At 71.2% G+C, this 20,972-nt stretch carries 17 protein-coding genes and 4 pseudogenes; 10 read left to right on the top strand and 11 right to left on the bottom strand.

The window, feature by feature from the left end:
- Window positions 1-192: 192 nt before the first annotated feature.
- Window positions 193-744 carry a helix-turn-helix domain-containing protein gene (locus ABZ693_RS34345; RefSeq protein WP_359885401.1) on the top strand — a complete coding sequence of 184 codons (552 nt, stop codon included), beginning with the start codon at window positions 193-195 and terminating at the stop codon, window positions 742-744.
- Complete coding sequence (locus ABZ693_RS34340) at window positions 741-1,487, top strand: helical backbone metal receptor (protein ID WP_359885400.1); 747 nt, start codon at window positions 741-743, stop codon at window positions 1,485-1,487. The genes ABZ693_RS34345 and ABZ693_RS34340 overlap by 4 nt, the downstream gene beginning before the upstream one ends.
- Here ABZ693_RS34340 and ABZ693_RS34335 read toward each other — a convergent pair.
- On the bottom strand, window positions 1,414-2,469 hold the full coding sequence (locus ABZ693_RS34335) for a TDT family transporter (RefSeq protein ID WP_435842633.1): 1,056 nt from the start codon (window positions 2,467-2,469) through the stop codon (window positions 1,414-1,416). The two genes, ABZ693_RS34340 and ABZ693_RS34335, sit on opposite strands and share 74 nt — an antisense overlap.
- A gap of 301 nt (window positions 2,470-2,770) precedes the next feature.
- On the opposite strand from ABZ693_RS34335, the gene ABZ693_RS34330 reads away from it, so the two are divergent.
- A complete protein-coding gene (locus tag ABZ693_RS34330) occupies window positions 2,771-3,715 on the top strand; it encodes a LysR family transcriptional regulator (RefSeq protein ID WP_359885398.1) in 945 nt (314 codons plus the stop codon).
- A 159-nt stretch (window positions 3,716-3,874) separates the two neighbouring features.
- Here the strand turns inward: ABZ693_RS34330 and ABZ693_RS34325 are convergent, their stop codons facing one another.
- The 3 genes from ABZ693_RS34325 to ABZ693_RS34315 form a co-directional block, all read right to left on the bottom strand.
- Window positions 3,875-4,564 (bottom strand): gamma-glutamyl-gamma-aminobutyrate hydrolase family protein, encoded by a 690-nt coding sequence (locus ABZ693_RS34325; RefSeq protein WP_359885397.1) that lies wholly within the window; start codon window positions 4,562-4,564, stop codon window positions 3,875-3,877.
- A gap of 82 nt (window positions 4,565-4,646) precedes the next feature.
- Complete coding sequence (eat, locus tag ABZ693_RS34320; protein WP_359885396.1) at window positions 4,647-6,104, bottom strand: ethanolamine permease; 1,458 nt, start codon at window positions 6,102-6,104, stop codon at window positions 4,647-4,649.
- A gap of 236 nt (window positions 6,105-6,340) precedes the next feature.
- A complete protein-coding gene (locus ABZ693_RS34315) occupies window positions 6,341-7,108 on the bottom strand; it encodes a FadR/GntR family transcriptional regulator (protein ID WP_435842632.1) in 768 nt (255 codons plus the stop codon).
- Between the two features lie 39 nt (window positions 7,109-7,147).
- Here ABZ693_RS34315 and ABZ693_RS34310 point away from each other — a divergent pair, with 39 nt between their 5' ends.
- The 4 genes and pseudogenes from ABZ693_RS34310 to ABZ693_RS34295 all read left to right on the top strand — a co-directional run.
- Window positions 7,148-8,521 carry a glutamine synthetase family protein gene (locus tag ABZ693_RS34310; protein WP_359885394.1) on the top strand — a complete coding sequence of 458 codons (1,374 nt, stop codon included), beginning with the start codon at window positions 7,148-7,150 and terminating at the stop codon, window positions 8,519-8,521.
- 67 nt (window positions 8,522-8,588) lie between these two features.
- Window positions 8,589-9,953 (top strand): aldehyde dehydrogenase family protein, encoded by a 1,365-nt coding sequence (locus ABZ693_RS34305; protein WP_359885404.1) that lies wholly within the window; start codon window positions 8,589-8,591, stop codon window positions 9,951-9,953.
- Window positions 9,950-10,771, top strand: a complete 822-nt coding sequence (locus ABZ693_RS34300) for a 3-oxoacyl-ACP reductase (protein WP_359885393.1) — start codon at window positions 9,950-9,952, stop codon at window positions 10,769-10,771. The genes ABZ693_RS34305 and ABZ693_RS34300 overlap by 4 nt, the downstream gene beginning before the upstream one ends.
- 148 nt (window positions 10,772-10,919) lie before the next feature.
- A pseudogene (locus tag ABZ693_RS34295) lies at window positions 10,920-11,090 on the top strand (pyridoxamine 5'-phosphate oxidase family protein); the annotation flags it as partial.
- Window positions 11,091-11,269: 179 nt separating this feature from the next.
- Here the strand turns inward: ABZ693_RS34295 and ABZ693_RS34290 are convergent.
- Window positions 11,270-11,476 carry a HEAT repeat domain-containing protein gene (locus tag ABZ693_RS34290; protein ID WP_359885403.1) on the bottom strand — a complete coding sequence of 69 codons (207 nt, stop codon included), beginning with the start codon at window positions 11,474-11,476 and terminating at the stop codon, window positions 11,270-11,272.
- A 182-nt stretch (window positions 11,477-11,658) separates the two neighbouring features.
- A pseudogene (locus tag ABZ693_RS34285) lies at window positions 11,659-11,826 on the bottom strand (hypothetical protein); the annotation flags it as partial.
- A 560-nt stretch (window positions 11,827-12,386) separates the two neighbouring features.
- Between ABZ693_RS34285 and ABZ693_RS34280 the strand changes: the two are divergent.
- A complete protein-coding gene (locus ABZ693_RS34280; protein ID WP_359885392.1) occupies window positions 12,387-12,566 on the top strand; it encodes a hypothetical protein in 180 nt (59 codons plus the stop codon).
- A 382-nt stretch (window positions 12,567-12,948) separates the two neighbouring features.
- Here ABZ693_RS34280 and ABZ693_RS36240 read toward each other — a convergent pair.
- Both ABZ693_RS36240 and ABZ693_RS34270 read right to left on the bottom strand, forming a co-directional pair.
- Window positions 12,949-13,111: pseudogene (locus ABZ693_RS36240) on the bottom strand (helix-turn-helix domain-containing protein); the annotation flags it as partial.
- Window positions 13,112-13,132: 21 nt separating this feature from the next.
- Window positions 13,133-14,593, bottom strand: coding sequence for an MFS transporter (locus tag ABZ693_RS34270; protein ID WP_359885391.1), 1,461 nt, complete (start codon window positions 14,591-14,593; stop codon window positions 13,133-13,135).
- A 61-nt stretch (window positions 14,594-14,654) separates the two neighbouring features.
- Here ABZ693_RS34270 and ABZ693_RS34265 point away from each other — a divergent pair, with 61 nt between their 5' ends.
- The gene (locus ABZ693_RS34265) at window positions 14,655-15,704 is read left to right on the top strand and encodes a helix-turn-helix transcriptional regulator (protein WP_359885390.1); all 1,050 of its coding nucleotides are present in this window, start codon (window positions 14,655-14,657) and stop codon (window positions 15,702-15,704) included.
- 646 nt (window positions 15,705-16,350) lie between these two features.
- Here ABZ693_RS34265 and ABZ693_RS34260 read toward each other — a convergent pair.
- Window positions 16,351-16,746 (bottom strand): RidA family protein, encoded by a 396-nt coding sequence (locus tag ABZ693_RS34260; RefSeq protein ID WP_359885389.1) that lies wholly within the window; start codon window positions 16,744-16,746, stop codon window positions 16,351-16,353.
- A gap of 141 nt (window positions 16,747-16,887) precedes the next feature.
- Here ABZ693_RS34260 and ABZ693_RS34255 point away from each other — a divergent pair, with 141 nt between their 5' ends.
- On the top strand, window positions 16,888-17,862 hold the full coding sequence (locus tag ABZ693_RS34255; protein WP_359885388.1) for a helix-turn-helix transcriptional regulator: 975 nt from the start codon (window positions 16,888-16,890) through the stop codon (window positions 17,860-17,862).
- Window positions 17,863-18,703: 841 nt separating this feature from the next.
- Here ABZ693_RS34255 and ABZ693_RS34245 read toward each other — a convergent pair.
- Window positions 18,704-20,329: a hypothetical protein gene (locus tag ABZ693_RS34245; protein ID WP_359885386.1), complete on the bottom strand. Its 1,626-nt coding sequence runs from the start codon at window positions 20,327-20,329 to the stop codon at window positions 18,704-18,706.
- A gap of 67 nt (window positions 20,330-20,396) precedes the next feature.
- Window positions 20,397-20,972 (bottom strand): annotated as a pseudogene (locus tag ABZ693_RS36235) (hypothetical protein); the annotation flags it as partial.

Raw genomic sequence — 20,972 nt, 5'->3', positions numbered from 1 at the left:
GTTGCCGACCACGGTCATGGCCGGCGCGGCTGCCGCACGCGATCCGTCGGCCGGCTGGAGGCTGAGGTGGTGTTCGGTGGCCGCCCCTTTCCGCTACGACGCGAAACCCCGCCCGAAAGCTGCGTAAGGTTCAGGTAACCGACCAGTAGAGCCCGGGCACGGGACACGAGAGATACGAGGGAGGGGGCCGACATGGACGACAAGGAGTCACCGCGCGTGGGCGCGGCCGTCAAGCGGCGCCGCCGGGCGCTCCAGCTCACCTTGGCCGTCGTGGCCCAGCGCAGCGGCCTGTCCGTGCCCTTCCTCAGCCAGATCGAGAACGAGCGGGCCCGCCCCAGCGACCGCTCGCTCCAGCGGGTCGCCGAGGCCCTGGACACCACCGCCTCCGAACTGCTCGCCGCCGCCGAGGCCGCCCGTACCGTCGACGTCGTCCGGGCCGCCGAGGAGCTGGGCGAGGCCGGGTCCGGCCTGCGGCCCCTCGTGCGCGGCCGGCACCAGATGCAGGCCCTGGAGGTCACCGGCGAGCAGGACGCGGGCCGGGAGTTCCTGCACCGCAACGACGAGCTGCTGTACGTCGCGGACGGTGCGGTCGCCGTCGAGGCCGAGGGCAGCGCGTACCGGCTGGGCCGCGGCGACACCCTCTACCTGTCCGGCGGGGTCCGGCACCGCTGGCGGGCCACCGCGCCCGGCACCCGGCTGCTGTTCGTGGCCGTCGGCGACCACATCGAGGCCGCGGAGGGATGAGCGGAGCGCCCGCGCCCCTGAGGGTCGTGTCCCTGGTGCCGTCGCTCACGGAGGCCGTCGCCGTCTCCACGCAGCCCGGCACCCTCGTCGGCGTCACCGACTGGTGCACGCACCCGGCGGACCTCGGTGGCGCCGCGCGGATCGGCGGCACCAAGAACCCCGACACGGCCGGGATCGCCGCCCTGCGCCCCGACCTCGTCCTCGCCAACGAGGAGGAGAACCGGGCCGCCGACCTCGACGCCCTGCGCGCCGCCGGACTCCGCGTCCTGGTCACCGGGATCCGCACCCTGGAGCAGGCGTTCGCCGAACTCGGCCGGGTCCTCGCCGCCTGCGGCGTACGCGCCCGGCCCGGGTGGCTCGACGAGGCCGAGGCCGCCTGGGCCGCCGTCACCCCCGGCGACCTGACGTATTCCGCCGTCGTCCCGATCTGGCGCCGCCCGTGGATGGTTCTCGGCCGCGACACCTTCGCCGGCGACCTGCTCGCCCGCCTCGGCGTCCGCAATCTCTACGCCGGCCACTCCGAGCGTTACCCCCGCGTCCCGCTCGACGAACTCCTCGCGGCCGGCCCCGACCTCGTCGTCCTGCCCGACGAGCCGTACCGCTTCACCCGCGACGACGGGCCCGAGGCGTTTCCCGGGCTCCCCGCCGCGCTCGTCGACGGACGGCACCTCACGTGGTACGGGCCGTCGCTTGCCGAGGCGCCGGCGTCGCTCGCCCGGGCCCTGCGAGCAGTGCGCCGCTGACCAGACCGCGCACGGTGTGGAAGGCCGCCACCAGCCAGGCCGCCAGCAGCAGCGCGTACAGCGCGAGCGCGAGCCAGCGGAACAGTGCGAGGTCCGTGTGCCGGGCCAGTCCCTCGGCGCCCGTCACACAGGTGCCGACCGGGAACGTGAACGCCCAGAACGTCATCGCGAACCCCATGCCCCGGCGGCGCGCCCGCACCACCAGCGCCGCCGCGAACACCAGCCACAGCAGCGCGAACCCGATCACGGGGACCCCGTAGAGCACGGCGAAGGCCTCGAAGCCGCGGGCGTACGGCTCGGGGAGCACGCCCGGCGCGGCGTCGGCGAACGCGTTCGCGGCCGTCGTCGACTGGCCCAGCGGGCCGAGCACCAGGAACAGCGTGGGCGTCAGGGCCAGGGGCAGCGCGGAGCCCAGGGCGAGCCGCCCGAACAGCAGCGGCAGCATGACCAGCGTGGCCAGGAGGCTGGCCCCGAACATCGCGTAGCAGAGCAGCAGCAGCGTCTGCCGGGGCTCGCCCGCGGGCAGATGCGGCAGCAGCAGCGGACCGAGCGCCGCGGACACCATCGGCGCCACCACCGGAAGCAGCCACACGGGTGACGCCTCGTCGATCCGGTGGCGGGCCACCATCAGGTACGGCACCGTCGCCGCGGCCGCCAGGCCGATCAGCGTGCCCGCCGTGAACAGCACCGTGTCCAGGGCGACGGCCGCGGGCAGGCCGATCCAGTCCCGGCCGACGATCAGCGCGCCGCCGCCGACCGCGAGCAGCGCCATGGACAGACAGCCGTAGAAAGGAGCCATCGCCGGGTCCAGCAGATGTGCCCGGGCCTGGTCGCGGTGGTGCGTCCAGTGCAGGGCGCGGGCGGTGAGCAGGACGAGCAGGGCGGCGAGCGACAGTGCCCACACGGCGGCGCAGACCGTGCGCAGCCCGGGTATCGCGAGGGGGAGGCCCGCTCCGGCGTTGGCGATGATCGCGGTGCCCATGACCGAGGCGTACCAGTTGGGGCCGAGGTGACGGACCGACGCCCAGCGAGGGGCGGGGGCGGTCGCGGCGCCCTCGGTGGTCCGGGCGGCCTCGGTCGTCTCGGTCGTCTCGGTGGTCTCGATGGTTTCGGCGGTCCGCGCGGTGGAGGCCGTGGATGCCGTCGGGGTCACGTGAGCCGTGGGAGCCGTGGGAGTCGTGGGAGTCGCGGAGGGAGGAGCGAGGGGTGCCATGAGGCCACCGTCTCCCGGGAGAACGGCCCCCACCAGGGACATCGTGACTATGGGGCCATAAGCTGGCTTTATGAGCAACGTGCCGCGTCCGCCCGAGCTTCCCGCGCTGGTGTCCCACCGGGTGCCCGACCTCGGCGCGCTCGAACTGCTCCTCGCCGTCGCCCGGCACGGCAGTCTCGGCCGCGCCGCCCGCGAGGTCGGCATCACCCAGCCCGCCGCCAGCAGCCGGATCCGCTCCATGGAGCGGCAGCTCGGCGTGGCCCTGGTGGACCGCTCGCCGCGCGGGTCCCGGCTCACCGACGCCGGGGCACTCGTCACCGACTGGGCACGGCGGGTCGTCGAGGCGGCCGAGGCGTTCGACGCCGGGGTGCAGGCGCTGCGCGGGCGGCGGGACTCGCGGCTGCGGGTGGCCGCGTCCATGACCATCGCCGAGTATCTGCTGCCGGGCTGGCTGATCGCGCTGCGCGCCGGACTCCCCGACACCGCCGTCTCCCTCCAGGCCGGCAACTCCGCGGCCGTCGCCGGGCAGCTCCTCGCCGGGGACGCGGACCTCGGCTTCGTGGAGGGCCTCGCCATCCCGGACGGGCTCGACGGGGTGGTCGTCGCGCGCGACCGGCTCGCCGTCGTCACCGCGCCCTCCCACCCGTGGGCCCGCCGCCGCGCCGCCCTCGACCCGGCGGAGCTCGCCGCCACCCCGCTGATCCTGCGTGAGCGCGGCTCGGGCACCCGTCAGGTCCTCGACGCGGCGCTGTCCGCGTACGGGGGACTGGCCCGGCCGCTGCTCGAACTCGCCTCCACCACGGCGGTGAAGGCGGCGGCGGTCAGTGGCGCCGGCCCGGCCGTCCTGAGCGAACTGGCCATCACGGAGGAACTGGCGTCCCGCCGGCTGGTCGCGGTGCCCGTCGCCGGCATGCCGCTCGCCCGCGACCTGCGCGCGGTCTGGCCCGCGGGGCACCGGCCGACGGGTCCGGCGCGGGACCTGCTGTCGCTCACCCGGGCGGAGCCCCGGGCTTAGGTCCTCAAGCCGGTGTACCGCTCCCGCCGAGGCCGAGGAAGAACTCCCGTACGTCGGCGGCGAACGACTCCGGCACCTCCATCGCCGCGAAGTGGCCGCCGCGCTCGTGCTCGGACCAGTGCCGGATGGCTCCCGTGCCTGGTGGCTCCCCGGCGGCAGTCAGCCCATGCGCTCGCGCGCGGCCGCCACCAGACCGCGCATCACCCGCGTGTCCTCGCCCATCTCCGGATGCCACTGCACCGCCAGGACCCAGGCGGGGGAGGGGAGTTCGACGGCCTCGACCGTGCCGTCGGGGGCGTGCGCGGAGACCGTCAGGTTCTTGCCGAGGATGTCGACGCACTGATGGTGGTACGTGGGCACCGACGCGGTCTCGGGGACCAGCGCGGCGTACCGGGTGCCGGGCACCGGGACCACCGGGTGGCGGCCCATGACGCCGACGGCCCCGGTGTGTCCGTCCAGGTGCTGCACCAGGGTGCCGCCGAGGGCCACGTTGAGGAGTTGCAGGCCGCGGCAGATGCCGAGCAGCGGGGTCCCGGCGGCGAGGGCCGCCTCGATCAGGGCCAGTTCCCAGGCGTCCCGCTCCCGCGCGGGCGGCCCGGTGCGCGGGTCGGGCGCGGCCCCGTACCGGACCGGCTCGACGTCCGCGCCGCCCGCGATCACCAGCCCGTCGAGCCGGGACACGACCTCGGCCGCCGCGTCCGGCTCGTCCGGCGGGAGCAGCGCGGCGAGACCGCCGCTCTCCCGTACCAGCCGCGGATAGCCGGCCGGCAGCAGTGCGGCCGGCAGGTCCCACACCCCCCAGCGGGCCTGCTCCAGATACGTCGTCACGCCGATGAGCGGCTTGGGCACGGGTCCTCCCGCGTCGTGGGGATGTCGATGGGTGACATGTCGGTTGGTCAGTCGTCAGTCGTCAGCGGCCGGTGATCGGTCGTCAGCGGTCGAGCTCGGCCTCGGCCGCCGCGAGCGCCGCGAACTCCTCCTCCGGCGCCCTCGCCACCAGGTGGTGGCGACTGTAGAACGCGAAGTAGGCCAGCGCGATCACGTACACACCGAGCGCGATGAACGCCGCGTCCCGGTCCACCAGGAACGTCGCCACCAGCGCCGACAGCGCGAGGACGAACGCGACCGACGAGGTCAGCACCCCGCCCGGCGTCCGGTACGGCCGCTCCAGGCCCGGCTCGCGGCGGCGCAGCACGATGTGCGAGAGGGCCATCAGGGCGTACGAGATGGTCGCGCCGAACACCGCGATGTTCAGCATCCGCGCCCCGTTCCCGGTCCCGGCGGCCAGCGCGAAGCCGAGCGCGCCCGGGATCAGCAGCCCCAGGTACGGGGCCTTGCGGCGGCTGGTGAGCGACAGGAAACGCGGCAGATAGCCCGCCCGGGACAGTGCGAAGAGCTGGCGCGAGCCCGCGTAGATCAGCGAGAAGAAGGAGGCGACCAGACCGGCGAGGCCCGCGTAGTTGACGAAGCGGCCGAGCGCGGTCGGCGCGCCGTCGCCCTGGAGCGCGACCACCAGCGGATTGCCCGCCTCCTGGACGGCCGCCGCGCCGCGCGCCCCGGTCGCCGCGAGGAAGGTCAGCACGGCGAGCAGTACCAGGACGCCCATCGCGAGCGCGAGCGCCCGCGGCATCGAGCGCACCGGGTCCTTGGCCTCCTCGGCGGCGAGCGGCACGCCCTCCACGCCCAGGAAGAACCACATGCCGAAGGGGAACGCGGCCCAGATGCCGAGGAAGCCGTACGGCAGCCAGGAACTCGCCCCGGCGGCCGTGCGGTCCACCGGGATGTCGGTCAGGCCGGCCGCGTCGAAGTCGCCGAGCGCGCCGATCGCGAAGACGAGCAGCGCGGTCACCGCGATCGCCGTGACGGCGAGGCTGAAGCGCAGCGCCTCGCCGACGCCCCACAGGTGGATGCCGAGGAAGAGGGCGAAGCAGACGAGGGAGACCGGCCACCCGGCGGTCAGGCCGAACAGTTCCAGGGACGCGACGTAGTCGCCGATGAAGAGGGAGATGGCGGCGGGCGCCAGCACGTACTCGATGAGGATCGCGGTGCCGGTCAGGAACCCGCCCCAGGTGCCGAGCGCGCGGCGGGCGAAGCCGTAACCGCCGCCCGCGGTCGGCAGGATGGCGGAGAGTTCGGCGAGCGAGAAGACCAGGCAGGCGTACATCGTGCCCATCAGGACCGTCGCCACGGCGAGTCCGCCGAAGCCGCCCTTCGACAGGCCGATGTTCCAGCCCGAGTAGTCGCCGGAGACGACGTACGCGACCCCGAGGCCGGTCAGCAGCAGCCAGCCGGCGCTGCCGCGGCGCAGCGTGCGGCGCTTCAGGTAGTCGTCGGTGACGGCCGGGGGAGCCGGGGCGCCCGAACCTTTCGAGGTTTCATCCACAGTCATGACGGCACTCGGCTCCCGACGCTGTTGGCGCTTCCGATGCTTCAGACGCTTCCGGCTTTTCGGCTTTCCCGGCCGTGCCCCGACGGCGATCCCCCGGGGCACCTCCAATGGACTGCTGCCATACCTTTGTGGTCGCGGGGTGCGAGCGCAAGACCCCGTGCGCCGATTCGTCCGCTCGGCTGACGGCACTCCGCGGAGGGGGCCGGGTCCAGGGGAGCCAGTCCCGGAGCGGCTGCTCAGCTCAGGAAGCCGCGCAGCAGCGCCGCCGTCCCGTCGCAGTGCTCCCGCATCGCCGCGCGCGCGCCGTCCGCGTCCCCCGCCAGGATCGCCTCGACCACCGCCGTGTGCTGGCGCTGGGAGTGCTCCAGGTTGCGGACCAGGAGCGGGATGCAGTCCAGGAGTTCGTTCACGCTCGCCCGTACCGCCGCGTACCGCGCCGTCAGCGACGGCGAACCCGCCAGCTCGGCCAGCGTCAGATGCAGCAGCGTGTCCTGGCGCCGGTACGCGTCGAGCGGCGCGTCGTGCGTCGCCGCGAGCGCCGCCCGCAGCCGCCGCGCGCCCTCCTCGGTCAGGCCCCGCCCCGCGCACAGCTCCGCCGCGCCCACCTCCAGGACCTCCCGGAAGCGCAGCGTGTCCTCGAGGTCGACGGCGGCTATCCGGCGCCGCAGCTCCGCCTCGTCGGCGGTCCGCGGGCGCGGCAGCACGAACGTCCCGCCGTACCGCCCCCGCCGGCTCTCCACCAGGCCCTGCTCCTGCAGGACCTTGAGGACCTCGCGCAGCGTGACCCGGCTGATCCCCATCCGGTCGGCGAGCTCGCGCTCGGCCGGCAGCCGCTCGCCGCCCGGCACCAGACCGAGCCGTACGACCTGGAGGATCTGTTCGAGGGCCTCCTCGAAACCGTTGCCCGCGCGCACCGGGCGCAGCACTTGGGTCAGCCGGTCCGCCGTGTCACTCGTTCTGGCCACCTCGCCGTTTTTCCTTCCCACTCCATGGTTCCAGCCCATACCTTATGGCTCCCGGCACGCCGATCGAGGAGTCGTCCCGTGGCAGACCGAACACCCCCGCTGACCGTCGAATCGCTGCGCAGGCTGGCCGGACGCGGCGAGATCGACACCGTCGTCCTGGCCTTCCCGGACATGCAGGGACGGCTCCAGGGCAAGCGGTTCGCCGCCCCGTTCTTCCTGGACGAGGTCCTCGACCACGGCACCGAGGGCTGCGCCTATCTTCTGGCCGTCGACACCGAGATGAACACCGTCGACGGCTACGAGATGTCCTCCTGGGACCGCGGCTACGGCGACTTCGCCCTGCGCCCCGACCTCGCGACCCTGCGCCGGATCCCCTGGCATCCGGCCACCGCCCTGGTGACCGCCGACCTCGTCTGGGCCGACGGCGCCCCGGTCGCCGCCGCGCCCCGGCAGATCCTGCGCCGCCAGCTCGACCGGCTGGCGGACGTCCACGGCTGCACCGCGCAGGTCGGCACCGAGCTGGAGTTCATCGTCTTCAACGACAGCTACGAGCAGGCCTGGGACACCGGCTACCGCGGTCTGACCCCGGCCAACCGCTACAACATCGACTACTCCGTCCTCGGCACCGGCCGGATCGAACCCCTGCTGCGCCGCATCCGCAACGAGATGGCCGGCGCCGGCCTCACCGTCGAGTCCGCCAAGGGCGAGTGCAACCCCGGCCAGCACGAGATCACCTTCCGGTACGACGAGGCCCTGGTCACCTGCGACCAGCACACCGTCTACAAGACCGGCGCCAAGGAGATCGCCGCCCAGGAGGGCCGCTCGCTCACCTTCATGGCCAAGTACAACGAGCGCGAGGGCAACTCCTGCCACATCCACCTCTCGCTCCAGCCCGTCGGCGAGCCCGGACGCACCCTCATGGCGGGCGAAGGCCCCGACGGCATGTCCCCGCTGATGCGGCACTTCCTCGCCGGACAGCTGGCCGCGCTGCGCGACTTCGCCCTCCTCTACGCGCCCAACGTCAACTCCTACAAGCGCTTCCAGCCCGGCTCCTTCGCCCCCACCGCCGTCGCCTGGGGCCACGACAACCGCACCTGCGCGCTCAGGGTGGTCGGCCACGGGCGCTCCACCCGGTTCGAGAACCGGCTGCCGGGCGGCGACGTGAACCCGTACCTCGCCGTCGCCGGCATGGTCGCGGCCGGGCTGTACGGCATCGAGCAGGGCCTCGAACTCCCGCCGCCCTGCACCGGGAACGCGTACACCGCCGCGTACGAGCACGTCCCGACCACCCTGCGCGAGGCCGCCGAGCTCTGGGAGAACAGCGAGATCGCCAAGGCCGCCTTCGGTGCCGAGGTGGTCGCCCACTACCGCAACATGGCGCGCGTCGAGCTCGACGCGTACGACGCCACCGTCACCGACTGGGAACTGCGCCGCTCCTTCGAACGCATGTGAGGACCGCACCTTGGACCCCCTGGACCCCACCAGCCCCCTGAGCCCCACGGTCACCACCGACCGCACCCTGCTCCGGGTCCTCAACCCGGCCACCGAGGACCTCGTCGCCACCGTCCCCGCCGCCACCCCCGCCGACGTCGACGCCGCCGTCCGCCGGGCCGCCGCCGCCCAGCGCACCTGGGCCGAGGCCGCCCCCGCCGACCGCGCCCGGCTCCTGCGCCGCTTCGCGGGCGTCGTCGACGACCACATCGAGGAACTCGCCCTCCTGGAGGTACGCGAGGCCGGCCACACCCTCGGCAACGCCCGCTGGGAAGCCGGCAACGTCCGCGACCTGCTCGACTACGCCGCCGGGGGAGTGGAACGCCTGACCGGCCGCCAGATCCCGGTGCCCGGCGGCCTCGACCTCACGATCCTCGAACCCCTCGGCGTCGTCGGCGTCATCGCCCCCTGGAACTTCCCGCTCCCCATCGCCGCCTGGGCCACCGCCCCGGCCCTCGCCGCCGGTAACGCCGTCATCCTCAAACCCGCCGAGGCCACCCCGCTCACCGCCCTGCGCCTCGCCGAACTCGCCCTCGACGCCGGACTGCCGGCGCACCTCTTCCAGGTCCTGCCCGGCGAGGGCCCGGTCGCCGGCGCCGCCCTCGTCGACCACCCCGGCGTCGCCAAGATCGTGTTCACTGGCTCCACCCGCACCGGCAAACGGATCATGGCCAAGGCCGCCGACCACGTGAAGCGGCTCACCCTCGAACTCGGCGGCAAGAGCCCCACCCTCGTCTTCGCCGACGCGGACCTGGAAGCCGCGGCGTCCGCGACCCCGATGTCCTTCCTCGACAACAGCGGCCAGGACTGCTGCGCCCGCACCCGGATCCTCGTCCAGCGCGAGGTGTACGACCGTTTCCTCGGCCTGCTCACCCCGGCCGTCGAGGGAATCGTCGTCGGCGACCCCCTCGACCCGCGCACCGGGATGGGCCCCCTCATCTCCCGCGCCCAGCTCGACAAGGTCCGCTCCTACGTCCCCGAGGACACCCCGGCCATCCGCGGCAAGGCCCCCGAGGGCCCCGGCTTCTGGTACCCGCCGACCCTCCTCACCGACATCGCCGAGGACGCGCCCTGCGCCGTCGAGGAGATCTTCGGACCGGTCGCCGTCGTCCTGCCCTTCACCGACGAGGCCGACGCGATCCGGCTCGCCAACGCCACCCCGTACGGCCTGTCCGGCTCGATCTGGACCCGCGACCTCGGCCGCGCCCTGCGCACCTCGCGCGCCGTCCGGGCCGGGAACCTCTCCGTCAACTCCCACTCCAGCGTCCGCTACTGGACCCCGTTCGGCGGCTACGGCCAGTCCGGCCTCGGCCGCGAACTCGGCCCCGACGCCCTGACCGCCTTCACCGAGACCAAGAACGTCTTCATCCGTACGGAGGGCAGCCCCGCATGACCACCGAAGCGTCCGTCGCGTCCAAAACGTCCGCAGCGTCCGAAGAGTTCGTCTGCCGCCGCCTCGTCGGCCGCACCGCCGTCGTCACCGGCGCCGGCAGCGGCATCGGCCTCGCCGCCGCCCGCCGGCTCGCGGCCGAGGGTGCCCACGTCGTCTGCGGCGACATCGACGAGCGCACCGGCAAGGCCGCCGCCGAGGAGACCGGCGGCACCTTCGTCCGTGTCGACGTCACCGACCCGGACGAGGTCGAGGCCCTCTTCCGTACCGCCTTCGAGACGTACGGCTCCGTCGACGTCGCCTTCAACAACGCCGGCATCTCGCCGCCCGACGACGACTCGATCCTGGAGACCGGTCTGGCGGCGTGGAAGCGGGTCCAGGACGTCAACCTGACCTCGGTCTACCTGTGCTGCAAGGCCGCCCTGCCGTACATGCGCCGCCAGGGCCGGGGGTCGATCATCAACACCGCCTCCTTCGTCGCCCGCATGGGCGCCGCCACCAGCCAGATCTCGTACACCGCCTCCAAGGGCGGCGTGCTCGCCATGTCCCGGGAACTCGGCGTCCAGTTCGCCCGCGAGGGCATCCGCGTCAACGCGCTCTGCCCCGGGCCGGTCGACACCCCGCTCCTGCGCGAACTCTTCGCCAAGGACCCCGAGCGCGCCGCCCGCCGCCTGGTGCACATCCCGCTCGGCCGCTTCGCCCGCGCCGAGGAGATCGCCGCCGCGGTCGCCTTCCTCGCCAGCGACGACTCCACGTTCGTCAACGCCACCGACTTCCTCGTCGACGGCGGCATCTCCGGCGCGTACGTGACCCCGCTGTAGAGCCTCAGGGCACTGGACGCGGGGACACCGGGCATCGGACACCTCGGCCGGCCCTCTTCGGGCGGGAGGCCGAGGTGTTCCCCGGGCGGGGGGCGTAGGTCCCGCGCCCCATGCGCGGGGCCGGGCCCGCTGGCTACCGTCGGCGCTCATGCAGACCACGGAGAAGGCCCGCCGTACGACGGCGGAGCGCACGCGCGACACCCTGGAACGGCTCGGCGCCGAGCGGGACATGTGGGTGTCGACCGCCCACCCCGAGCACGGGCCGCACCAGGTGCCGCTGTGGTTCCTGTGGGACGGGCGAGCCCTGCTTCTCCAGACTTCGACGTGTCTCATGAGACACGTCGGTTCTGTAGGCCAGTATCGAGAGCAGTTGTCGCTCAGCGCCGAGAACGCCCCATGTCGTGAGGAATCGATGTCGCTGAGTTTTGAGAGCGCTCGGGCGCTTGCCACTAGACCAGGGTTGTGCTGTCAGGGCATCGGACAGCACAGTGCCGGAGATCAGGGCCACCCGGTCGGCGGCGCCAGGGCTTGGCGCGCGGCGTCGCGTACGTTCGCGTCCTCATCTGTCATGAGTCGTTCGAGCGCGGCTCGGGCCTGGGGGGCCGGGCTTCCGGACAGTGCCCACGCCGCCCAGTACCGGACGTCGCGATCAGCGTCGCAGGTGCGGGCGACGAGTACGTCAACCGCCCCTTCGGGTGCCCCCAGAGGGCCATTACAGCTGCTCTTCGGACCTCGGGCGCGGCGTCGGATGTGCCGGTGATCAGGATGGCCTGGGCCCGTGAGGGATCACCGGTGCCGAAGATGGTGCCGAGGGTGCTCATCACGTCGGCGCGTACCCCAGGGTCCGGGTCGGAGGCCGCGTCGGCGACCAGCCCGAAGTACGTGGTCCCGCCGAAGTCGATGATGCACAGGCCCCAGAGGCCGACTCTCCGTATCCCGGGGTCGCCGGAAGCGACGCAGTCCAGAGACAGCCTGAGCGAGGTTTCGGGCCACTCCTCGAAGAGTTCGAGGACATCGAGCTCCAACGTGTCCCCATCGTCGTTGCGATCGGTCACCCTGGCGCGCAGCAAGGCGGGCAGGGCCGCTTCGCCACAGGCACCGGCCAGGACATGGGCGATCTGGTCCCGCGCGAAGGAATCGTCCGCGGCCACGTAATGGGCGAGTCTCTGCTTCAGTTCCGGACGCAGTCGGAGGCATTGAAGGAACACCAGGCCAGCTGAGCACACGAGCTTCGCGCGCAGCCCCGATCTGTCGAAACCAGCCCCTCCGCCCCTCACCGGGTAGGACGGGGCCGGCAGACGGGACGACCGCGGCCAGAGGCAAGTGCTCCGGAGTGGGCGACGAGTGAGCGGTCAAAGTTCAGTGGCAAATGGTCAAGGTTCAGCGACAGACACCGGACATGGATGTCCTCTGTCACTGAACCTTGACCGACCAGGTCAAAGCGCGTCCGCTTCTCAAACTCTCCCTGCACTCCCCGCGCGTCCGAGTGCACGGTGCTCCATGCGACGATCGGGCTCATGGAAAACCGCCGGCTGCCGGACGGGTGGACGCTCCAACAGATTCGGACGTCTCCGGGGATGCCCGAGTCGAGGCACTCAGCCCGGATCGGACCGTCGTGTACTACGACGCCGCTGACGAGGTTCTTCACCCCACGCTCGTCCTTGGGTTTGGCGAACTCTGCATCGTGAAGGTCTCCAATGACGACGACTGGTACATGGGTAGCCGGAACGATGACGGCAGCGCCATCTGCTGGAGCATCTACGCCGATCTGTATGAGGCGCTGCGTGGCTTGTAGGCCCTCAGTGGGACTTCCCTGGCCGGTCAATGTTCAGTGGCGCAAACCGGCGTCCGTCAACCTTCAGTGGCAAACGGTCAAGGATGTGAGGGACTGTCATGCGTTCTGCCTACCGCGCCGCACCACTGGTGCTGCTCACCACGACGCACCTGACCTACGACGGGTGCGAGTAGTTGCGGTACAGGAAATCCCGGTGAGAACGATCACGGTCATGAGCTGAGCGCCGCGGCGTCCGGTTGGGGCCGGGGGACGTCTGCGTTGCGGAGGTCGGCGAGGTCGGCGTGGGCCTTGCTCGGGCCCGGCGTTCGGGTAATTGAGCAGTTGCTCGGGCATCGCCGCCTGCTGGTGCTCGAAGGTGTCGTACGCCCGGCCCCGGTCCCGTGCGGGGCGGTCCTCGGCCGCGAGGACCTGTCCTGCAGGGACTCGCTGGCGCGGTAGTGGTCGGCACAGCGTTTGACGGTCGGCCGGGAGACCTGGAAGCGGGCCGCGACTTCGCTGATGGGCCGGCCGTCGTCGACGACGGGCTTGCCGACGACGGCCGGTATGGGTGGGTGCGCCGGGGCGGGTCAAGCCTGGTGGGCGCTGGCGGTCTTGGGTAGGGCGAGCATCAGCAGGGCCGCGGCCAGGTAGGCGACGACCTGCCAGGGCATGACGGTGGCGAGGGCGCTCCCGAATACGTCCGCTGTGGAAGGGGCGGGGCCGAGCGCGGTGAAGAAGACGGTGCCCAGGGCGGCGACTCCGACAGCGCCGCCGATCTGATTGACCGTGGACAGGGCTCCGCCGACGGCACCGGCGTGCCGGCCGGGGACGCCGGCGAGGACGACGTTCAGCAGGATCGGCGCGGCCAGCCCGAGACCGAGCCCACCGAGGAACAACGCGGCCGCCAGCGGCCAGTATCCCGGCTGTCCCCCGTCGCGGACCAGAACCCAGATCACGGTCTGAGAGACGGCGAGAACCAGCGAGCCGGTCACGAGCAGGACGCGTCCGCCCCTGGCAGCGAGCTGGACGCCGAGCCCGGAGGTGACCACCGACCCGATCGCGTAGGGCAAGATCACCAGCCCGGTGTCCCACGCGGACCGCCCAGTGCCCGCCTGCAGGTACAGCGACAGCACGAGGAAGAACGACCCGAGAGCGCCGAAGAAAAGCACCGACGCGGCCAGGCCTGCGGTGAAAGTCTTGATGCGCAGCAGCCCGGGCTCCAGCACCGGCCGACCGCCGCGGGACGCGAGCTCACGCTCATAGGCGACGAACACGCCCAACAGGCCCACGCCGGCGGCGAGCGGGACCCAGCCCCACCAAGGCCAGCCCCAGTCCCGGCCCTGCACCAACGGCAGGAGGATCAGCGCGATCGCCAGGGCGGAGAGCACGGCCCCGGCCACGTCGAGGCGGGCACGCCGTTCGGCGGTGGACTCCGGCAGTACCCGCACTCCGAGAACCAGTGCGACGACGGCGACGGGCACGTTGACCCAGAAGATCGTGCGCCAGGCCATGCCCCACAGGTCGCTGTCCACCAGTGCCCCACCCAGCAGCGGCCCCGCGACGGAGGCAAGGCCCTGAATGGCGCCGTACGCGCCGAAGGCCTTCGCCATCGAGGCCGCGTCGAACGAGGAACGGATGATCCCGAACACCTGCGGGACCATGAACCCGCCCGCGATGCCTTGCAGGAGCCGCATCGCGATCAACACGCCCGCGGACGGTGCGAGCGCGCACGCCGCAGACGCGATGGCGAACCCGGCCAGGCTGGCGAGGAAGACCTTGCGGCGGCCGTACTCGTCGCCGATCCGGCCGCCGGTGATCAGCCCGGACCCAAGGGCCAGGGTGTACGCGGCGAGCATCCACTGCAGCTGGGCTTGGGTGGCGTGTAGATCCTCGGCGATGGACGGCGCTGCGACGGTGACGATCGTGACGTCCAGCAGATCCATGAATGAGGCGAACAGGACCACGAGGAGCGGCAGGGCGGCGCGCCTGCCGGTCACGGTCGACGGCGACGCATGGGACGGCGCCACGGAGGAGTTCTCAGTGCTCATGACCGCACCGTGACAGCAGTAGCGGTCACCGAGTGACCGCTACTGCTGTCAGTCTGCTGGTATGGCTGACACATCCGCACGAATCCTGCGACTGCTGTCCTTGCTCGAGGCGCGAACCGAGTGGCTCGGCGCCGGGCTCGCCACGCGACTGGGCGTGAGCGCCCGCACGTTGCGGCGGGATGTCCACACTCTGCGCGAGCTCGGTTATCCCGTCGAAGCAGTCAAGGGTCCCGGCGGTGGCTACCGCCTCGGGAGTGGTGGAAAGTTGCCGCCCCTGGTCCTCGACGATGACCAGGCGATCGCCATCGCGATCGCCCTGCAGACCGCACCCGCGACCGTCGTCGGCATTGACGACGCCGTCGCCCGGGCATTGACAACGCTGCGGCAGGTGATGCCCTCTCGGCTGCGGGCCGCGTCCGAGGCGTTCGAGCTCACGGCCCTACGTAACTACTGGGAGTTCGCCGCCCCACCCATTGGCGTCGCGACGCTGCAGGCCGTGGGAGCGGCGATCCGCACCCACCGCACGCTGCGCTTCGACTACCGCTCACCCGACGGACGGATCCCGGACCCCGGTGAACCGGACTTCACGCCGCCACGGGAGGTCGAACCCCACCATCTCGTCGTGTGGGCCGGCCGCTGGTACCTCATCGCCAGCGACCGACGGACCCGTAAATGGGGCACCTATCGCGTCGACAGGATCGCCCCACGCAACCCTGCCGGCGCGCTGTTCACGCCAATGCCCCTGACCGACGAGGACCTCACCCGACTCGTGATTCAGAACCCCGACCGCGGCGACACCGTCGCGCAGTGGCCGTGCCGTGGCAGCGCGACCATCGATCTGCCCGCCAGCGTCGTCGCCCGCTGGGCACCCGGCGGCTCCGTGGTCGAACACATCGACGAGCAACGTTGCACACTCACCATCGGCGGCTGGTCTTGGATGGGAGTCGCCGGCCTGTTCGTCACCTTCGGCTCCGACCTGTACGACATCGAGCCCGACGAGCTCGGCGACGCACTTCGCGAACTGGCCGCCAGGCTTCGCCGGTCCCAAACTCTCACACAGCGAGAGGTTCCCGTGCGACACTCAACCAATGTCCCCGGCCAGTACACCTAGCTAATAATCCAGTCTGACCTCACGATCTTGTCGCGGACCCGGCTGGGAACGGGTACGGCGTGATCATCGGGGGTCGTGTGGACTCCTGAAGATCGTGCGGTGGCCGCAGGCCATAGCGTAGACCCCGCCCGCTGGATAGCGAGGAAGTGCTCGTCGCGCTGTCATTGCATGCGGCGCGGGCACACGTTGGTGGGACGACCGGCCCAAGATCGTCCCATGCACGCCACACCCCCCTACGCTCCCCACCGCCAGGCCACTGACCAGCAGAAATACAGAAGTCCGGCTGGAGTATTAGCCTACTGAGGTGGCGTCAGGGCATGCTGCCAGCGACGGGAATGGTGCCCTCGGTGGTCCAGCGCGCGTGTTGGCAGGCCGGGGGCGACTGAGCGCGGTAGTTGTCGTCTGAGCACGGCATCTGTCGCATGCGACCCTCTCCAGCTCTCGGACGGGGCATCCAGAGGAGTAGCGCCTGCCCTGGGGAGGAGTCCAGTACGGGCCACAGTGCAGACGACTACAACTCCACCGGCCCCAGAACGCTTTGGTCACGCCCACCGGCAGGAGCTTGAGCCGAGCCGAGGGGTCACCCCTTGCACTGGAGGATCTCCACGACGACGCGTCGCGGGGCGCGAGGCAGGTCGGGGCCACCTCACTCGACGGCGGTGCCCTCAAGCTCGACCATCTGGCCGGGGATCGCCAGGCGCGTCACGCCGAGCATGGTGGTGGTCGGCGCGACCTTGGCGGCGCCGAGTCGGCCCGCCAGTACGCCGTAGTGCTGGAAGAGCAAGTCGACGTCGGTCGTGTAGACATTGAGTCGGACAAGGTTCGAGAGGGACATACCGGCCTCGGCGAGCACCGCCTCGATGTTGTCGATGCTCAGCGCCAGCTGCGCCGCCATGTCACCGTCGTGTTCGGGCTTGCCTTCCTTACTCATCGCGGTCTGCCCCGAGATGTACAGGGTCCGCGAGTGCCCGGAGACGACCTCACCCTGGTTGAAGCCCATCTCGACCGACCACGTCACAGGGTTGACCGCATTGCGTTCCATTGCCGACTCACTCCATCCACTCGGTTCACTGACATCACGCACGTTCAACGCCCCGACAGCCGCCGGGCTTTGACGTGGCACAAAGGAGCCTTCCACCAATACGTGACATCCTTGGTCATGTATTTGGCTAGGGTTTCTCGCATGCGCGCCGACCGGTTGGTATCCCTGGTGCTCCTGCTGCGTCAGCGCGGTCGGATGACCGCGGAGACACTCGCCCGTGAGCTGGAGGTATCCACCCGCACAGTGCTGCGCGACATAGAGGCGCTGTCCTCGGCCGGCGTCCCGGTTTATGCCGAGCGCGGTCGGCACGGCGGTTTCGCACTGTTGCCCGATTTTCAGACGGCGCTCACCGGACTGAATCACGACGAGGCGCTCGCCCTGCTCGTGGCCGGATCCCGGCGCGGCGCTCACCTGTTCGGCCTCGGTTCGGCTCTTGCCTCGGCCATGCTCAAGCTGGTCGACGCGTTACCCGAGAGCCTTCGGGACACTGCGGCCGACGCGACGCAGCGATTACTCATCGACCCGGAGACCGACCTCCTCTCGCGCCGCGTCACCGCCGACGAGGTGTCCGACACCGTCGTGGCCGAGGTCCGGCGCGCGGTGTTCGCCGGACACAAGCTTCGCATCCACTACGCGGCGGTGGACCAGGCCCCAAAGTGGCGCACGGTCGACCCGATCGGCCTGGTCACCGTACGCGAACAGGGTTACCTGCTGGCCAAGAGGGCAGGCGAGGGCCGCACCTACCGGCTGTCCCGGTTGCTAGCCGCCGAGGAACTCGACGAACCCGCGCAGCGACCGGACACCGTCGACCTGGACCGGGCCTGGCAGGAACGCAACGCCCGGTTCCGGACAGATGGTGACAAGGTCGCTGTACTGGTCCGGGCGAACCCTGCGCAGCGGGAACATCTGGCCGGCACCGCCCTGGCCGTCTGTGCCGAGGAGGCCGACGCGGACGGCTGGCTACGGCTGAACGTGATCTTCCAGGATTCACGACATGCCGAATGGGCTCTGTGGCAGCACGCCCCCGACGCGGAAGTCCTGGCTCCGCAGTGGCTGCGCACCTCCCTGTGTAACCGTGCCGCCGCGATCACTGCCCGCTATGGTCCGTCGTCCTAACAGCGGCTAATCGACCGTCGAGGAGGTCGGCGCCGAACGGCGCGCGGCACAGGCTGATGGCGGAGCACAGCAACTCGTGGCTCCGGCCGCCGAGACGACGCCAGCGCCGTCACGTGAGGAAGCTGTGCCTCAATCCGCGGCCCTTGGCGCGCACCTGCAGGTCGCAGCCGAGGCCGCCACGAACCGGGCCCAGCAGGAGAACCCGCCGACCGTCCAGCCCGAGCCGACTGCGGAAGACCGGGACAGCTCGCTACAGGACCGCGCACTGGCCCGAGCGGCAGCCGCGCCCTCCCGGCAGCAACAAGAACTCCCCCTATGGACCGGCAACGACATGCCGACCGGAGCATGGCGAGCGGCAGACGGAGTCCTGTACGACTCCTACGGAGTCCCCCAGTGGCGGCTCAAGACCGAACCCGAGGCCGCGCCGCCCGCGGAGCCTCCCGCCGAGGAAACCCCGGCCAAGAGCCCGGAAGCCGACGCGTACGAACCTGCCGACATCAGACAGGCCTTCGCCTCCACCGTAGGGGAGGCTTGGGCCGACACCGTCCCGCCCGAGCACGGCACGGCCGAAGACCTCCTCGATGATGACGCTCTTTTCAAAGATCCTCATCAGCAGGGCACTTGCACGGTTCAGGTCGCCAGTGCTGCTACTCGCCGGGGAAGTCGATCTGGCGGCACCTCCCTGCGCGATGGCCGAGTTCGCCGAGCCCTTCCCGCATGCCGAGCTCGTCATTCAGCCTAGGACCGGGCACTTCCCTTGGCTCGACCATGCAGAACAGTTTGTGGCGAGGACCGTGGCGTTCCTGGCAGAAGCCGCCGCCTGTCGCCGTCCCCTGAGCCGCTAAAGAAGTCTGGCTCGCTCCGCTGGGAAGGGAATCACTGCCAAACGGCCGGCGGCATGTTCGCGTAGAGAAGCGTTCTCCGCAAGGAGCGTCATGATGACGGTCGCCGCGGCGTCGACCTGGTCCTTGCAGCTGGACACCCCCATGTCGAGCTGGCCGTCCCGCAGCTGGTCGATCTCCTCCTGCGACAGTCCGAGAGCGTCGGCCGCCCCCGGCTCGGCCAGCGACCGCTCGGCTTCTTCGCTCAGCACCACCGGTCCGTTCAACGCGTGGTCCAGCCAACGCCGCTGAGCCGTGGCGATGACGTTCCCGGCGATCACCCGTAGCGTCGTGCCGTGGGCGTAGTGTCCGCGGAAGGTCTGCTGCGAGTGGTCATCGGCGATGTCGCTGACCCTGCCCCTGAAGGCCAAGGCCTTCTCGACCTTGCCGGACTTGCGAAGACGCCGGATGTCGACCGGCCCCTCCACGCTGACGCCGTGGAAGTCGAGCCAGTCGGATAACTGGGAGGCCACCGTGTCCCCGCTGAACCGTCTGATCCGCAGCGTGTAGGGGTCGACGGCGGCGCGCAGGAACAGCGGGACCGGCGCGATGCTCGCCCGGCGGGCCAGCGGGGTGGCCAGCTCAAGGAGCGCCTGGGCGAGAGCGGCCGCGTCCAGCTTCGGCCGCCGGGGATGGAGCAGTCCGTCAGCCTGCTCGCCCAAGGTGCTGAACGCCTGCCGGGTGCGGGCATGGGCCCGGCCCTTGGTGAAGTCGATCACCACACTGCGCGGGCCGAACTCGATGTCGTCCTCGGTCAGTGCGCTGACCTCTTCGGACGAGCGGCCGGTGGCTGCCATCAGCAGGATCCGGTAGCTGTGCAGATCGAGGTTGTGCGGGAACAACTGGCGGACCAGGTGGCGTAGCACCATCCGCTTGCCGAAGTGCGGCAGCGTTCCGGGCGGCATCAGCGCGCGCAGCGAGGGCGGCATCTCGTGCCATCCCGGCAGATGTTCGGCGATCTCCTCGCAGGTCCAGGCGTCGTTCGCGATCGCCCAGAGCAGGTTCACCGGGCGGTCCCAGCCGTCCTCGGCCGGGTCCTTCCCGGTGGCCGCCACTTCCCAGCCCCGCCGGATTCTCGCTGTGATCGCGAGGTGATCGGACCAGGCGGCCTTCACCAGCTCCTTCTTGTCCGCGCGGGTGAACTCGTCCAGCTCCTGGGTCTGTCCACCACGAAGACCGACATGGCCGCTCGCCCAGTGACGCAGGCCGGCCGCGACCGGGCGGTCGGGATGCTCGGCCCGGCGCGTGATGAGAATGCGCAGCTTGCCGGCGAGCGCGGCAGGCACCCGCGAGCCGGGGCCGTAGGCGGCGGGCAGCAGGCGGGTCCAGTCGGTCAGCGCGTGGGCGAGGTCCGGCTCCGGCTCACCGAGCGAGGCCTTCACCGCGTGGGGAACGTGGGCATCGACGTGCCGGCAGAACAGCGTGATGGCCTGGCGATACAACGCCGCGGCGGTCGCCGACAGCGTCGCGGCAGCGGCTTTCTCCACCCACTCGTCCGCCAGCTCGCCCGCGAGGGGTGAACAGGTGAAATCGGCTGGATCGAGCGAGGGGCTCTGCTGGCGGCCGTCGGCGGTCTGGCCGGTCACCGTCCGGATCCCGATCCGGACGGGCTCCGCCGCCCGCGGACCGGGAAGCGGGAAGTTCCGGGTGTACTCACCGCGGCGCGGCATGGGCGTTCTCTTCCAGGTTCAGCAGGTGGCGGGCAATGGTGACGTAGGAAGCGCCGTCGGCGACGGTCCACTCGCGGAAAGCGTCGTCGACCTCGCGCATCGGGTCTTTCAGGTAGCGGATGTAGCGGTAGGTCGTCGATGGAAGGACATGACCGAGCCGGCGCTGGACCACCAGCAGCGGGTTGCTGGTCATGTGGTCAAGCAGCGTCGACATCGGTAGCTGTTGCTTCTCGGCGTCGCCGAGGGCCTCCCGGGTCAGGAAGATCAGCAGACGCAGGGCGAAGGTGTGCCGAAGATCGTGATAGACCCAGCAACGACGCGGCAGCTGCGGGGAGTTTTGATGTGTCGACCAGACTGTGAGCCGGTCCCAGGCCCTCCAACGCACCCGGTCCCAGCTCGAGGCGGTCAGGATCTTCCCGCCCTGGCCGATGAAGAGCGCCAGCGGCTCCAGCCCGCCACCGGTCTCTAGTGCCGCATCAGGCAACGTTTGCCCTGGTGACGACTTCGCGTAGGCGTTGGTCGGTGGCGTGCTTGTTCCGCCAGATGAGGTAGCGGCGGA

Source organism: Streptomyces laurentii, assembly GCF_040635425.1.
GTDB lineage: Bacteria > Actinomycetota > Actinomycetes > Streptomycetales > Streptomycetaceae > Streptomyces > Streptomyces laurentii.
The sequence above is the reverse complement of the archived record's forward strand: the minus strand, read 5'-3'. Positions and strand labels throughout refer to the sequence as shown.